The organism is Pseudomonas sp. P4_B3 (assembly GCF_056402295.1).
In genome coordinates this window covers 22,971-37,609 of record NZ_JBFUHR010000032.1, presented here as the reverse complement: position 1 = coordinate 37,609, position 14,639 = coordinate 22,971, and the positions used below count along the sequence as shown (strand labels likewise).

The window sequence follows — 14,639 nt, the reverse complement described above, 5'->3', positions numbered from 1 at the left end:
GTCACAGGCTTACGTTAACGTAAAGGTGAGAACCCATTGACAGTCTCACCAACCGACAAAAAAGCCAAAAGGTGACCCATGAGCTATCCATCCCTGAACTTTGCCCTCGGTGAAACCATCGACATGCTGCGCGATCAGGTTCAGTCCTTCGTCGCCAAAGAGATCGCCCCGCGCGCCGCTCAGATCGACATCGACAACCTGTTCCCCGCCGACCTGTGGCGCAAGTTCGGCGACATGGGCCTGCTGGGCATTACCGTGCCGGAAGAGTACGGCGGTGCCGGCCTTGGTTACCTGGCCCACGTGGTGGCCATGGAAGAAATCAGCCGTGGCTCGGCCTCGGTGGCGTTGTCCTACGGCGCCCACTCCAACCTCTGCGTCAACCAGATCAACCGCAACGGCAACCACGAACAGAAATCGAAATACCTGCCCAAGCTGATCAGCGGCGAGCACATCGGCGCGCTGGCCATGAGCGAGCCGAACGCCGGTTCCGACGTGGTGTCGATGAAACTGCGCGCCGACAAGCGCGGCGATCACTACGTGCTCAACGGCAGCAAGACCTGGATCACCAACGGTCCGGACGCCAACACTTACGTGATCTACGCCAAGACCGACCTGGAAAAGGGCCCCCACGGCATCACCGCCTTCATCGTCGAGCGCGACTGGAAGGGCTTCAGCCGCAGCAACAAGTTCGACAAGCTCGGCATGCGCGGTTCGAACACCTGCGAACTGTTTTTCGATGACGTCGAAGTGCCTGAAGAAAACATCCTCGGCGTACTCAACGGCGGCGTGAAGGTACTGATGAGCGGCCTCGACTATGAGCGCGTCGTGCTCTCCGGCGGCCCGACCGGGATCATGCAGGCGTGCATGGACCTGATCGTGCCGTACATCCACGACCGCAAGCAGTTCGGCCAAAGTATCGGCGAATTCCAGCTGATCCAGGGCAAGGTCGCTGACATGTACACCCAACTCAACGCCAGCCGCGCCTATCTGTACGCCGTGGCCCAGGCCTGCGAGCGCGGCGAAACCACGCGCAAGGACGCCGCCGGGGTAATCCTCTACAGCGCCGAACGCGCCACACAAATGGCCCTCGACGCGATCCAGATTCTCGGTGGCAACGGCTACATCAACGAATTCCCGGCCGGTCGTCTGCTGCGTGATGCCAAGCTGTACGAAATCGGTGCCGGCACCAGTGAGATCCGACGCATGCTGATCGGTCGCGAACTGTTCAACGAAACCCGCTAAACGGAGCTGCCCATGGCTACCCTGCATACTCAGCTCAACCCCCGTTCAGCGGAGTTCGCCACCAACAGCGCGGCGATGCTCAAACAGGTCGACGCGTTGCACACCCTGCTCGCCCAAGTGGCGCAAGGTGGTGGCCCGAAGGCGCAAGAACGCCACACCTCGCGGGGCAAACTGCTGCCCCGTGAGCGCATCAACCGCTTGCTCGATCCGGGTTCGCCGTTCCTCGAAATCAGCCAACTGGCGGCGTACGAGGTGTATGGCGAAGACGTCCCCGCCGCTGGCGTGATTGCCGGGATCGGCCGTGTGGAGGGCGTCGAATGCATGATCGTCGCCAACGATGCCACCGTGAAAGGCGGCTCGTACTACCCGCTGACGGTGAAAAAACACCTGCGCGCGCAAACCATCGCTCAGCAAAATCGCCTGCCGTGTATCTACCTGGTGGATTCGGGCGGTGCCAACCTGCCGCGTCAGGATGAAGTGTTCCCGGACCGCGAGCATTTCGGGCGGATCTTCTTCAATCAGGCCAACATGAGCGCCATGGGCATTCCGCAGATTGCCGTGGTCATGGGTTCCTGCACCGCTGGTGGCGCCTATGTACCGGCGATGGCCGACGAAGCGATCATGGTCCGCGAACAAGCGACGATCTTCCTCGCCGGCCCGCCGCTGGTGAAAGCCGCGACCGGTGAAGTGGTCAGTGCCGAAGATCTCGGCGGGGCCGATGTGCACTGCAAGATTTCCGGGGTGGCCGACCATTACGCCGAGAGCGATGAGCACGCACTCGCGCTCGCCCGACGCAGCGTCGCCAACCTCAACTGGCGCAAGCAAGGTGAGGTTCAGCAACGCACTCCGATCGCCCCGCTCTACAGCAGTGACGAGTTGTACGGCGTGGTCCCGGCCGACGCCAAGCAACCGTTTGACGTGCGCGAAGTGATTGCGCGGCTGGTGGATGGTTCGGTGTTCGACGAGTTCAAGGCGCTGTTCGGGACCACGCTGGTTTGCGGCTTTGCCTACCTGCACGGTTACCCGATCGCAATCCTCGCCAACAACGGCATTCTCTTCGCTGAAGCGGCGCAGAAAGGCGCGCACTTCATCGAACTGGCGTGCCAACGCGGCATCCCGCTGCTGTTCCTGCAAAACATCACCGGTTTCATGGTCGGCCAGAAGTACGAGGCCGGCGGCATCGCCAAGCACGGCGCGAAACTGGTGACGGCGGTGGCTTGCGCCAAGGTGCCGAAATTCACGGTGATCATCGGCGGCAGCTTCGGTGCCGGTAACTACGGCATGTGCGGTCGCGCCTACGATCCGCGCTTTTTGTGGATGTGGCCAAATGCGCGTATTGGCGTGATGGGTGCCGAACAGGCGGCCGGCGTGCTGGTGCAGGTCAAGCGCGAGCAGGCCGAGCGCAGTGGCCAGGGTTTCAGCGCCGAGCAGGAAGCCGAGATCAAGCAACCGATCCTCGACCAGTACGAAGAACAGGGTCACCCCTACTATTCCAGCGCGCGCCTGTGGGACGACGGTGTCATCGACCCGGCCCAGACCCGCGACGTACTGGCCCTGGCCTTGTCCGCGTCGTTGAACGCGCCAATCGAACCGAGCCGCTTCGGCGTGTTCCGGATGTGATCGGGAGAAGAACATGAGCGACTTCAACACCCTCGAACTGCTGAGCGATCCTCGGGGTTTTGCCACCCTGTGGCTCAGCCGTGAAGAAAAGAACAACGCCTTCAACGCCGAAATGATCCGTGAACTGATCCTCGCCCTCGACAAAGTCGCGAGCGATGCCAGCCTGCGATTTCTGATCGTGCGCGGTCGCGGCAAGCATTTCAGCGCCGGCGCCGACCTGGCCTGGATGCAGCAATCGGCCGAACTCGATTACGCCACCAACCTCGATGACGCCCGGGAACTGGCAGAGTTGATGTACAACCTGGCCAAGCTGAAAGTCCCGACCCTGGCGGTGGTGCAAGGCGCAGCCTTTGGTGGCGCACTGGGCCTGATCAGTTGCTGCGACATGGCCATCGGTGCCGATGACGCGCAGTTCTGCCTCTCGGAAGTACGCATCGGCCTGGCACCGGCGGTGATCAGCCCGTTCGTGGTGCAAGCCATTGGCGAACGCGCTACCCGTCGCTATGCCTTGACCGCTGAGCGTTTCGGCGGGCAACGGGCTCGGGAAATCGGTTTGTTGTCGGAGAGTTATGCAAGTGCCGAGCTGGAACAGAAAGTCGAACAGTGGATCGACAATCTGCTGCTCAACAGCCCGGCGGCCATGCGCGCCAGCAAGGATCTGCTGCGCGAAGTCGGCGACGGCTCACTGACCCCGGCATTGCGTCGCTACACCGAAAACGCCATCGCCCGCATTCGCGTCAGCCCTGAAGGCCAGGAAGGCTTGCGTGCCTTCCTGCAAAAACGTCCGCCGAGCTGGCAAGCCGAATCCACCAAGGAGCCCCGCTGATGAGCGCACCTGTCCTCACCACCCTGCTGGTGGCCAACCGTGGCGAAATCGCTTGCCGGGTGATGCGCACCGCCAAGGCCCTGGGCCTGACCACCGTGGCCGTACACAGCGCCACCGACCGTGACGCCCGGCACAGCCGCGAAGCCGATATTCGCGTCGACCTGGGTGGCAGCAAAGCCGCCGACAGCTATCTGCAGATCGACAAACTGATTGCCGCCGCCAAGGCCAGCGGCGCCCAGGCGATTCACCCCGGCTACGGCTTCTTGTCGGAGAACGCCGGTTTCGCCCGCGCCATCGAAAACGCCGGCCTGATCTTCCTCGGCCCGCCCGCCTCGGCCATCGACGCCATGGGCAGCAAGTCCGCGGCCAAAGCCTTGATGGAAACCGCTGGCGTGCCGCTGGTGCCCGGTTATCACGGCGAAGCCCAGGACCTGGAAACCTTCCGCGCCGCCTGCGAACGCATCGGCTACCCGGTGCTGCTCAAGGCCACCGCGGGTGGCGGCGGCAAAGGCATGAAAGTGGTCGAGGACGTCAGCCAACTGGCCGAAGCCCTGGCCTCAGCCCAGCGCGAAGCACAATCGTCGTTCGGCGACTCGCGGATGCTGGTGGAGAAGTACCTGCTTAAACCACGTCACGTGGAAATCCAGGTGTTCGCCGACCAGCACGGCAACTGCCTGTACCTCAACGAACGCGACTGCTCGATTCAGCGCCGTCACCAGAAAGTCGTCGAAGAAGCGCCGGCACCTGGCCTGAGCCCGGAGCTGCGACGCGCCATGGGCAAAGCCGCTGTGCGTTCAGCGCAGGCCATCGGTTATGTCGGTGCCGGCACCGTCGAGTTTTTGCTGGATGCGCGGGGCGAGTTCTTCTTCATGGAAATGAACACCCGCCTGCAAGTGGAACACCCGGTCACCGAAGCCATCACCGGCCTCGACCTGGTGGCCTGGCAGATTCGCGTGGCACGCGGCGAAGCGTTGCCGATGACGCAAGACCAGGTGCCGCTGGTGGGGCACGCGATCGAAGTGCGACTGTATGCCGAAGATCCGGGCAATGATTTCCTGCCGGCGACCGGTCGTCTGGAGCTATATCGCGAATCCGCCCAAGGGCCTGGGCGTCGGGTGGACAGCGGCGTTGAAGAGGGCGATGAAATTTCGCCCTTCTACGACCCGATGCTCGGCAAGCTGATTGCCTGGGGCGAAGATCGTGAACAGGCGCGCTTGCGCCTGCTGAGCATGCTCGAAGAATTCGCCATCGGCGGCCTGAAGACCAACATCAACTTCCTGCGGCGCATCATCGGCCACCCGGCATTTGCCGCTGCCGAACTGGATACCGGATTCATTCCGCGCTACCAGGAACAGTTGCTGCCGGTGCCAGCGGACCTCAGCGATGAGTTCTGGCAAGCCGCCGCCCAGGCGTTTGCCCAGAGCCAGGCGCTTGCAACCCGCGCCGATGACCCGAGTTCACCGTGGGCGGCGCGTAACGGGCTGCGTGCCGGTTTGCCGAGAGAAATCACCCTGCACTTGAGTTGTGAAGGCCAGGACCGTGCGTTGACCTTGGGCGACGTCGATGCCCACAGCGCACTGCTCAAGGGCGAGCAACTGTTGACCGAGCATGCTGGCGTGCGTCGTCAACACCGCGCTATACGCCGTGGCGAATACGTATATTTGCAGTGGGATGGCGAATTGCACCGTATCGAGGCTTACGACCCGATCAGCGCCGTCGAGGCCAGCCACAGCCATCATGGCGGGCTGACCGCACCGATGAACGGCAGCATCGTCCGCGTACTGGTCGAGGCCGGGCAATCGGTCGAAGCCGGGGCGCAATTGGTGGTACTTGAGGCGATGAAGATGGAGCACAGCATCCGCGCGCCTCACGCCGGGGTGATCAAGGCGCTGTATTGCCAGGAAGGCGAGATGGTCAGTGAAGGCAGTGCGCTGGTCGAACTGGAAGAAGCGTGAAATGAAGATCGGTCCTGCGCATCGCGAGGACCGATCTGATCAGAACCTGGCTGTTGCCTGAACCACTACGCCGATGATTCGACAATCTTCGGCGTACAAGGCTTTCGGATACGTCGGATTGAGCGGTACCAGATAACGCTGCCCGCCCTCCTCGATGAGCTTGCGGAACGTGGCTTCGGCGCTGCCCGGCCACTGGGCAATGACCAGTTTGCCAGGCTCGGCGTCCACCGCCGGGTCCACCAGGATCAGCATGCCTTCCGCAATACTGATGCCAGTGGGTGCGGTCATCGCATCACCTGACACTCTCAACCAGAATGCCGGTCCCTGCGCGTGATAATCGGACAATTCAAAGTGCCCTTTCCCATACACCGCGACCTCGCCATCGCGCACTTCGACAGGTTCGCGCCAGTCACTGACCGGGTAGCGGAAGTACGGATTGTACTTCTGTGTCAAAGGGATTTCGTCGTCCGTTGACGCCTGCGGTTCCCGGATTACCAGCGCCACTTCGAGAAACTCAAGACCCAGCGCCTGCAGGACACGGTTCATGTCTTCGATGCCGGGTTCACGACGTTTGTTGAGCCAGTGGCCAATGCCGCCCTGGGACATCCCGAGGCGCTCGGCGAGTATCTCTTGAGTGATTTTGAGTTCACTCATCTTGGCCTTGACCAATTCAATCCATTTATCCATGTGCGGCACGATACGTGGGCAACTCCGGCCATCAAAACACATATTGTAGTATTTAAATTATCGTCACAAATACATTACGTATTAGGATCAATTCACGGATCTGAATCTAACACGGAGCTTGCCATCGCCATGAACCCACCCACCAATGACCTGTCGGACATGCAAATCGACACCACCCTCACCTCGCCCCAGGGCTCAGCGGCGGCACAACGCGCGCTGGACTATTACTTGAAACCAGCTATTTCAGAGGAAGTGACCGAACCGCGCTTTTTTGATGTGAACCGCAACATCAGCGGCGAAGAGGCGCTGGTCCATGCTTTGGACCTGTTGCGCTGTGCTGCCGCCACCGCGTACGAATCAGCCAATCACCTGCAAGGCGCAAACCGCGACCTGGCATTTTCGACGGTGCACATGATCGACATGGCCAAGGCGATGGTCGATCGATCGCTGGAGAAGTATGAAAACGGTTGAGGTGAAAAGGCGATTAGAGAGGACAGGAAAGAATTTTCCTATCGCGCAGGTAAAAACGTTTGACTTGCAAACGAGAATGATTATTATTGCATCAGCTGATCGCGAGATCAGTCGATGGACCAGGTGACCTTAGGTCGGTCTCCTGGACTATCTCCTCATCAGGCTAATCACGGTTTTTGACCCGGCTTTTTGCCGGGTCTTTTTTTGCCAGTTTTCTGGCTTTTGGCTTCAGGCTAATGAAGTCTTTGGGTGCCGCAAATTCGATGGCGCGGATGATATCAAAAGAATGCCAGTTGGCAAAAGAAGCCCGGAATCATGGGTTCAAACCAGTGACAGATAGCACTTGAGAATCAATCGCATAGCCTCTAAGCTGCGACAGCGTCAAGGAGGACGCCCCCACCCCTGCACCCCGCAATTTCCCTCGGTTTCACCCCACTCTTGCGTGTAAAGTAGCCGCCATAAAAATCATATTCAGGACCCGATTATGAGCGTGGCTAAATCCTCTTTCGACATCAGTGCCAATTTCGACAGCGGCAACATCCAAGTCATCGACATCAGCGACCCGCTCAAACCGCTTCTGGCCATTCGCCCGGACACCCGCAGTCCGCATTTCCAGTGGTTCCACTTCAAGGCCAGCGGCCTGCATGTTGGCCAGGAGCACTGGTTTCGCCTGAACAATGCCAGCCAATCCTCCTATAACAAAGCCTGGACCGGTTATCAGGCGGTGGCGTCCTACGATCACGTCAACTGGTTCCGCGTACCGACCATTTTCGAAGGCGACTGCCTGCGTTTCAGCCTTGAAGCCGAGCAAACCCACGCCTGGTTCGCCTACTTCGAACCCTACAGCCGTGGTCGCCACGACTGGCTGATCGAGCAGGCACTGACCAAGGCCGGCACCGAACTGTTGGCCACCGGCAAAAGTGTCGAAGGTCGCGACATTCAGTTGTTGCGCAAAGGCACCGGGGCCGAAGGCCGACGCAAGATATGGATGATTGCCCAGCAACATCCGGGCGAGCACATGGCCGAGTGGTTCATGGAAGGCGTGATCGAACGCCTGGAAAAACACGACGACCCTGTGCTGAATAAACTGCTGGCCAGCGCCGACCTGTACCTGGTGCCAAACATGAACCCGGACGGTGCTTTCCACGGCCACCTGCGCACCAACGCCATGGGCCAGGACCTCAACCGCGCCTGGCAGAGCGCCAGCCAGGAAATCAGCCCGGAAGTCCTGTTCGTTCAGCAGCAGATGGAAAAGTACGGCGTCGACATGTTCCTCGACGCCCATGGTGACGAGGAAATCCCTCACGTATTCACCGCCGGTTGCGAAGGCAACCCCGGTTACACGCCGCGAATCGAAAAGCTCGAGGAGCACTTCCGCAGTCATCTGAAGCACACCACCAAAGACTTCCAGACCAAGTACGGCTACACCCGCGACGAACCGGGCCGGGCCAACATGACGCTGGCCTGTAACAGCGTCGGGCAGAAGTACGACTGCCTGTCGTTGACCCTGGAAATGCCGTTCAAGGATCACGACGACCACCCGAACGCGGAAACCGGTTGGTCGGGCAAACGTTCGAAGCAATTGGGCAAGGATGTGCTGACCACCGTGGCCGAGATGGTCGATAGCCTGCGTTAATTGCCCTTCAAGATCAAAAGATCGCAGCCTGCGGCAGCTCCTACATTGGAATGCGTTTCCCTGTAGGAGCTGCCGCAGGCTGCGATCTTTTTTCGCCCGGCTATTATCCGCGATCCTTACCCCGCAACATACTGTCCAGCACCTCATCGCGACGCACCCAACCGTGAAACAACGCCGCCGCCAAATGCAGCAACACAGTCAGAAACAACAGATACGCCAGATACCCGTGCGCCTTGCGCAAAAACGCAAACACCTGCGCGTTCGCCGGCACAATTGACGGTAGTTGCAGCGAACTGCTGAGCATGACCGGCTCGCCCGACGCCGAAATCATCGCCCAGCCCAGCAGCGGCAGAACCAGCATCAAGGCGTACAGCAACACATGCGACGCCTTGGCCGCCCGCACCTGCCAACCCGGCAAGTCCGCCGGCAATGGTGGCTGTGTGGTGGAGAAACGCACCACCAGGCGCACGATCACCAACAGCAAAATCGCGATGCCCAAGGGTTTGTGCAGATGAATCAGCCATTCATGACGCTCGGACACCGAGGCGACCATGCCGGCGCCGATAAACAGCATCGCGATGATCATCAGCGCCATCAGCCAGTGCAGCAGGCGCGCCAGCGGGGCGAAGTGGTTCGGTTGGTTGCTCATTGCTGGCCCTCCTGTTTGGCGGCGGGCAACTGGCTTACTTCGCTGGTGCGACGCAGGTAGGAATTGGCGTAACCGGCTGAACGGGCGGCGAGCAACGGGTCGTCGGAACCTTCGATCCCGGCAGGCAACACCAGCGGATCGTAGTTGATGTCACGGCATTCACCGTTGAGTTGCGGTTGAGTCTTTTCAAGCACCAGGGTGCCAGCATTCAACACCTTGCGCCCTTCGGGCCAGGCCTTGCTGGCGTCGTTGACCGGATCGCCGGGGTTGGCCAGGGTGATGTTCAACTGCCAGCGCAACGGGCCGGCGGCGATTCGCTGAACCAGGTCTTTCTCCAGGAAATCATTGCCCTCCGGTGCAGTGCCCCCCGGTGCGTCCTGGGCCAGTGGCACCATGTTCCAGCGCACGGCCTGGCGTTGGCCGGCCGCGTTGACCAGGTAGAACGCATTCACGCTGTTGTAGTTTTCGGTCACGTAACTGGCCGACGGCTTGGCGGTCTTGATCCAGGCCAGGAACGGTGCGGCTTCCGGGTGCGAAGCAAAAAACGCCGGTACCGCCTTGGGGTCCGGTTTGCCGGTGGTCGGGTCTGGCGACTGGGCTTTTTGCAGTTGATAGAACGCCTCGGGCGTGCCCACCGGAAACACCGGCATGCTGTTCATCCCGGTGCGCCACTGCTGGCCGTTGGCCTGGGTGAAGCGCAAGGCCATGCTGCGGATCGGCACAGCACTGTCCGGCGCGTAAGGGTTACCGGCCGGCAAGGCGAAACGCCCCACCACCGGCGTCCGCGCTTCGTTGAACACTTGAGCGGTGGAATAGCTGCGCGCATCAAAGCTGCTCTCGAAATGCCCGATCACGCACACGCCTTTGGAATGGTTGCGACGGAAACCCTGATGCACGCCGTTATTGGTTTCCAGCACGTTGATCAGTTTCTTCGGGGTCAGGCGCTGTGGGTCGAAGGTACCGTTGACGTAGGCAAACGCCCCAGCCACGGCCGCAACGACCACGGCAATGCCGGCCAGACGCAACGTCAGGCTCGCCGCACTCAAGGGTGGCCGGGTTGGCGGTGATGATCGATCTACCATGAAAGACTCCAGGGCCATCGGCCACAAGTGAGAAGAATCAAGCAGACGAACCGCATGCAGGTTTATTCCCACGCGCGATGTTTATTTTTTCTGACGTGGAATAACCTCCAGTACCGGACGTCTTCCTAGTCCCAAGCGTAGCGACCAGTCAGAACTTCATGAACGATATCGACGAACAACTGAGGGAAATCATTCCAAGATTGCGACGGTTCGCCGTGTCGTTGACGCGCAACACCAGCAGCGCTGACGACCTGGTGCAGGCGAGCCTGGAGCGGGCATTGTCGAGTTGGAGCGGCAAACGCGCCGAGGGCGACTTGCGCGCCTGGCTGTTCTCGATTGTCTACCGGCAGTTTCTCGATGCGCACCGTCGCTCCCGGCGCTATGCGCGCATGCTCGAATTCTTCACCGGGCGTGACGATGCCCAGCCCTCGGTGGAGCGCACCGTTATCGCTCAATCGACCCTCAGCGCTTTCGATCAATTGCCCACCGAGCAACGCGCGCTGCTGCTCTGGGTGTCGGTGGAAGGCCTGAGCTACAAAGAGGTCGCCGGGATTCTCGACGTACCCACCGGCACCGTGATGTCCCGCCTGTCCCGGGCTCGCCAGGCCCTGCGCCAACTCAGTGATGGCGAAATCAACCGCCCTTCCCTGCGGAGACTCAAATGATCAGCATGCCCCCCAGCGAGCGTGACCTGCACGCCTATGTCGATCACCAACTGAGCGACGCCGACCGACGCCTGGTAGAGACTTTTCTGGCGAGCAATCCGCAAATGTCCGCACAAGTGCGCGCCTGGCAACTGGACGCCCAGCAACTGCGCGCGGCCCTCGGTGGCGCCTTGCAGCAACCGGTCAATCCGAACCTCGATCCAGCCGTGATTCGCCAACACCTGAAACGCCAGTCCCGTCGGCACCTGGCCAGCGCGGCGGTGCTGTTGATCGCAGTCAGTGTCGGCGGTTTCAGCGGTTGGCAAGCACGGGAAATGACCCTGGCCAGCGCCCCGGCACCGATGGCCGACGCTATACAGGCCTATCGCCTGATTGCCCAGCAAGGCATCCTCCCGGCCGATTACAACGTCGGCGAGGACGGTGATATGCAAGGCTGGCTCGACCGTTATTTCACTCAGGCCAATCGCCTGCCCGACCTTTCCGATGCCGGTTTCAAACCGGTCAGCGGGCGCCTGCTGAGCACCGAGCAAGGCCCGGCGGCGATGGTGGTCTACGAGAACCAGGGCGGGCAGAAAGTCAGTTTCTACGTGCGCCCGCCAGGGCCGAAAAACTACATGTTGCCGAGGGGCAGTCGCAGTGATGGCGAGTTGCAGGCCGAGTACTGGTCGGGAAGCGGCTACAACTATGCGATGGTCAGCCCGGCGGATACACCCGCGGCGCGGATGCTCAAACAGACCACTCAGTTCTGACAGATCAAACGATCGCAGCCTGCGGCAGCTCCTACAGATGTACACATGAACCTGTAGGAGCTGCCGCAGGCTGCGATCTTTTCATCCTTGCCCAAACACCTGCGAAGGCCGGCGCAGTAGCGGGTCGAACGGATTGATCCGCGGCCCGATCAGCGCCGCTTCGCGCTTGAGCATGTCCACCACCGTCGGCAGGCGATCCGGGCCCAATCGGTCACTCACGGTCGCCACACTCAACGCCGCCACCGCGCGACCTTCACGATCGAGAATCGGCACGGCCACCCCGGCCATGCCCTGCAGCACGCCGGTATTGCGCCCGGCGTAACCCAGGGCGCGCACGTTGTCGACTTCCGAGCGCAGGAACACCTCGTCATACAGGTGGAAGTCTTTCAGGCGCGGCAAGTTGTAATGGATGACGGTGTCGCGCTCTTCCTCCGGCAGGAACGCCAGAATCGCCAGGCTGCCCTGACCCACGCCCAACGCCACACGCCCGCCGATATCCCCGGTAAAGGTACGGATCGGGAACGGCCCTTCGCTGCGGTCCAGACAGATCGCATCAAAGCCGCAGCGCGCCAGCAAAAACAACGAATCACCCAGCGAAGCCGAGAGTCGCAGCAGCGCCGGCCGTGCCAGTTCGCGCAAGTTTCCGGTGTTGCCCGCACGCGCCGCCAGCGCGAAAAAATCCAGGCTCAGGCGATAGCGTTTACTGCGCCCATCCTGCTCGACCATGCCCTCGTCCATCAGGCTGCGCAGCAACCGATGCGTCGTCGGTTGCGATAAGCCGATGCGCTGCGCCAGTTGCGTCACCCGCTCGCCGCCCTCGACGGTATCACCCAGTGTTCGCAGTACCGCAAACAGTCTTGAGACCGCGCCGACACCGACTTCACTTTTGCTTTCATTCCGCTCAATGGAATCCTGCATCTTGTTTTCCGATTATTAATTTACTGATCGAATAAAACTTAAAATAGTCATCGCCTCAGTGAAATAGGCCATTGAGCCCATCCTAGTCTTCGTCCTACTCTGCGTCCAGACAGGGGCGATTCGAACAACAGCGGCAGCCGACTCAAGTCGAGCGCCACGCACCCCGGCAACATCTTTTCGTATCTGCCCATACAAAAAAGCGCGCCTTTGGGTGACGCATAACAATCTCAGGTGGAGCGCAGTCATGGCTTTTGTGCAACTTGAAAAACTCTGCAAACGCTACGGCGAAATCGACGCCGTCGTCGCCACCGACCTCTCGGTCGAGAAAGGTGAATTCGTGTCTTTGCTCGGCCCCTCGGGATGCGGCAAGACCACCACTCTGCAAATGATTGCCGGCTTCGTCGAAGTCACCAGCGGGCGCATCGTGCTCGATGGCCGCGACATCACCCACGCCAAACCCGCCAGCCGCGGTTTGGGGGTGGTATTCCAGAGCTACGCGCTGTTCCCGCACATGACCGTCAAGGACAACGTCGCTTTCGGCCTGCGCATGCGCAAGGTGGCGAACGCTGATATCCAGCAGCGAGTCGACCGGGTTCTGAAACTGGTGCGCCTGAATCAGCACGCCGAGCGTTACCCGCGGGAGCTTTCCGGTGGCCAGCGCCAGCGCGTCGCCCTGGCCCGCGCCCTGGTGATTCAGCCGCCGGTACTTTTGCTGGATGAACCACTGTCCAACCTCGACGCCAATCTGCGCGAAGAGATGCAATTCGAGATCCGCCGCATCCAGCGCGAAGTTGCAATCACCACGCTGATGGTCACCCACGACCAGTCGGAGGCGCTGTCCATCAGCGACCGTGTCGTGGTGATGCAGGCCGGGCGCATCACCCAGATCGACGCGCCCTACACCCTCTACGAACACCCGCGCACCGAGTTCATTTCCGGATTCGTCGGCAAGGCCAATCTGCTGCCCGGCGAGCGCAATGGTGCCGGTGTGGTTCAGGTGTGCGGTGTTGGCAAAGGCGATCTGACCCTGAGCCTGCGGCCGGAAAAAATCGATCTGCGCGATGCCGGCCACGGTCGTTTACAAGGCAAGATCGTCAGTCGGTTTTTCCTCGGCAGCCAATGGCTGTACGGCGTCGGGACGAGCCTGGGCGAACTCTGCGTGGTGCGCCGCAACGATGGCTCTGCGCCGTTGAACGAAGGCACTGCAGTCGGTCTGGACTGGGACGCGGCGCTGCTGCGAGTGCTGAGTGTCGACGAGGTGCCAGCATGAGTACGCTCACCGCCATCCACCAGGGACGCCAGGGGTATTGGCTGTCTGCACCGGCCCTGGCCTTGTACCTCTGCTTGTTGATCATCCCGCTGGGATTGACCCTGGTGCTGTCGTTCAACGTCTTCGACTACAGCTCGGGGATCAACGGCGACGCCTACACTGTCGAGCACTACAGCAACCTGCTGGGCGATCCGTATTTCTACGAGATCTTTCTGCGCACCTTGTGGATCAGCGCCCTGACCACTTTGCTCTGCGTACTGATCGGCGTGCCCGAGGCCTACATCCTCAGTCGCATGGGCACACCCTGGCGCTCGATTTTCCTGATTCTGATCCTCACTCCGCTGTTGATTTCGGTGGTGGTGCGCGCCTTCGGCTGGAGCCTGTTGCTCGGCGCCGACGGCCTGGTCAACCAGACCCTGCAAGCCCTCGGCGGCTCGCCGATGAAGCTGCTCTACACGCCGTTCGCGGTGGTGATTGCGCTGGTCCACGTGATGCTGCCGTTCATGATCATTCCGGTCTGGACCTCGCTGCAGAAACTCGATCCCGCCGCCGAACAAGCCGCGCAGTCGCTGGGCGCCAGTCACTTCACGGTGATTCGCCAAGTCGTGCTGCCACAGGTCATGCCTGGTGTGTTGTCCGGCACATTGATCGTGTTTGGCCTGGCCGCCAGCTCATTCGCGATCCCCGGCCTGCTCGGCGGTCGTCGGCTGAAGATGGTTGCCACGCTGATCTACGACCAGTACCTATCGGAGCTCAATTGGCCCATGGGCGCGACTATTGCCGTGGCTCTGCTGCTCATCAACCTGCTGATCATGCTGTCGTGGAATCGCATGATCGAAGGCCGCTACAAGAAGTCATTGGGATAATTC

14 protein-coding genes are annotated in these 14,639 nt (G+C 60.9%); 10 read left to right on the top strand and 4 right to left on the bottom strand.

All coding sequences use genetic code 11. The features are described from left to right. Nucleotides 1-78: 78 nt before the first annotated feature. Genes AC1DWG_RS28105 through AC1DWG_RS28090 form a run of 4 tightly spaced genes read left to right on the top strand, consistent with a single transcriptional unit; the run spans nt 79 to nt 5,643 of the window. The gene (locus AC1DWG_RS28105; RefSeq protein ID WP_008031893.1) at nt 79-1,242 is read left to right on the top strand and encodes an isovaleryl-CoA dehydrogenase; all 1,164 of its coding nucleotides are present in this window, start codon (nt 79-81) and stop codon (nt 1,240-1,242) included. A gap of 12 nt (nt 1,243-1,254) precedes the next feature. Further along, nucleotides 1,255-2,862: a carboxyl transferase domain-containing protein gene (locus AC1DWG_RS28100; RefSeq protein WP_056724065.1), complete on the top strand. Its 1,608-nt coding sequence runs from the start codon at nt 1,255-1,257 to the stop codon at nt 2,860-2,862. A gap of 13 nt (nt 2,863-2,875) precedes the next feature. Further along, entirely contained in the window at nt 2,876-3,688 is an 813-nt protein-coding gene (locus AC1DWG_RS28095) for a gamma-carboxygeranoyl-CoA hydratase (RefSeq protein ID WP_108219087.1), read from the top strand. Then, nucleotides 3,688-5,643 carry an acetyl/propionyl/methylcrotonyl-CoA carboxylase subunit alpha gene (locus AC1DWG_RS28090; protein ID WP_477788656.1) on the top strand — a complete coding sequence of 652 codons (1,956 nt, stop codon included), beginning with the start codon at nt 3,688-3,690 and terminating at the stop codon, nt 5,641-5,643. Before AC1DWG_RS28095 ends, AC1DWG_RS28090 begins: the two co-directional genes overlap by 1 nt. 39 nt (nt 5,644-5,682) lie before the next feature. On the opposite strand, the gene AC1DWG_RS28085 is transcribed toward AC1DWG_RS28090, so the two are convergent. Then, nucleotides 5,683-6,330 carry a LexA family protein gene (locus AC1DWG_RS28085; protein ID WP_477755122.1) on the bottom strand — a complete coding sequence of 216 codons (648 nt, stop codon included), beginning with the start codon at nt 6,328-6,330 and terminating at the stop codon, nt 5,683-5,685. Between the two features lie 129 nt (nt 6,331-6,459). Between AC1DWG_RS28085 and AC1DWG_RS28080 the strand changes: the two genes are divergently transcribed. Both AC1DWG_RS28080 and AC1DWG_RS28075 read left to right on the top strand, forming a co-directional pair. Then, nucleotides 6,460-6,801, top strand: coding sequence for a DUF6124 family protein (locus AC1DWG_RS28080; RefSeq protein ID WP_477755123.1), 342 nt, complete (start codon nt 6,460-6,462; stop codon nt 6,799-6,801). A gap of 484 nt (nt 6,802-7,285) precedes the next feature. After that, nucleotides 7,286-8,437 carry a M14 family metallopeptidase gene (locus tag AC1DWG_RS28075; protein ID WP_477755124.1) on the top strand — a complete coding sequence of 384 codons (1,152 nt, stop codon included), beginning with the start codon at nt 7,286-7,288 and terminating at the stop codon, nt 8,435-8,437. A 103-nt stretch (nt 8,438-8,540) separates the two neighbouring features. On the opposite strand, the gene AC1DWG_RS28070 is transcribed toward AC1DWG_RS28075, so the two are convergent. Both AC1DWG_RS28070 and AC1DWG_RS28065 read right to left on the bottom strand, forming a co-directional pair. Continuing rightward, on the bottom strand, nt 8,541-9,086 hold the full coding sequence (locus AC1DWG_RS28070; RefSeq protein WP_477755125.1) for a cytochrome b: 546 nt from the start codon (nt 9,084-9,086) through the stop codon (nt 8,541-8,543). Further along, nucleotides 9,083-10,168 carry a catalase family peroxidase gene (locus tag AC1DWG_RS28065; protein WP_477764596.1) on the bottom strand — a complete coding sequence of 362 codons (1,086 nt, stop codon included), beginning with the start codon at nt 10,166-10,168 and terminating at the stop codon, nt 9,083-9,085. Before AC1DWG_RS28065 ends, AC1DWG_RS28070 begins: the two co-directional genes overlap by 4 nt. A 158-nt stretch (nt 10,169-10,326) precedes the next feature. Between AC1DWG_RS28065 and AC1DWG_RS28060 the strand changes: the two genes are divergently transcribed. After that, a complete protein-coding gene (locus AC1DWG_RS28060; RefSeq protein WP_151214457.1) occupies nt 10,327-10,833 on the top strand; it encodes an RNA polymerase sigma factor in 507 nt (168 codons plus the stop codon). Then, the gene (locus AC1DWG_RS28055; RefSeq protein WP_477764597.1) at nt 10,830-11,582 is read left to right on the top strand and encodes an anti-sigma factor family protein; all 753 of its coding nucleotides are present in this window, start codon (nt 10,830-10,832) and stop codon (nt 11,580-11,582) included. The genes AC1DWG_RS28060 and AC1DWG_RS28055 overlap by 4 nt, the downstream gene beginning before the upstream one ends. 81 nt (nt 11,583-11,663) lie before the next feature. Here AC1DWG_RS28055 and AC1DWG_RS28050 read toward each other — a convergent pair whose 3' ends face one another. After that, nucleotides 11,664-12,500 (bottom strand): IclR family transcriptional regulator, encoded by an 837-nt coding sequence (locus tag AC1DWG_RS28050; RefSeq protein ID WP_477764598.1) that lies wholly within the window; start codon nt 12,498-12,500, stop codon nt 11,664-11,666. A 244-nt stretch (nt 12,501-12,744) separates the two neighbouring features. Here AC1DWG_RS28050 and AC1DWG_RS28045 point away from each other — a divergent pair, with 244 nt between their 5' ends. Both AC1DWG_RS28045 and AC1DWG_RS28040 read left to right on the top strand, forming a co-directional pair. Next, nucleotides 12,745-13,770, top strand: a complete 1,026-nt coding sequence (locus AC1DWG_RS28045; RefSeq protein WP_477755130.1) for an ABC transporter ATP-binding protein — start codon at nt 12,745-12,747, stop codon at nt 13,768-13,770. Continuing rightward, nucleotides 13,767-14,636, top strand: coding sequence for an ABC transporter permease (locus tag AC1DWG_RS28040; protein WP_477755131.1), 870 nt, complete (start codon nt 13,767-13,769; stop codon nt 14,634-14,636). Before AC1DWG_RS28045 ends, AC1DWG_RS28040 begins: the two co-directional genes overlap by 4 nt. The last annotated feature ends 3 nt before the right edge of the window (nt 14,637-14,639 follow it).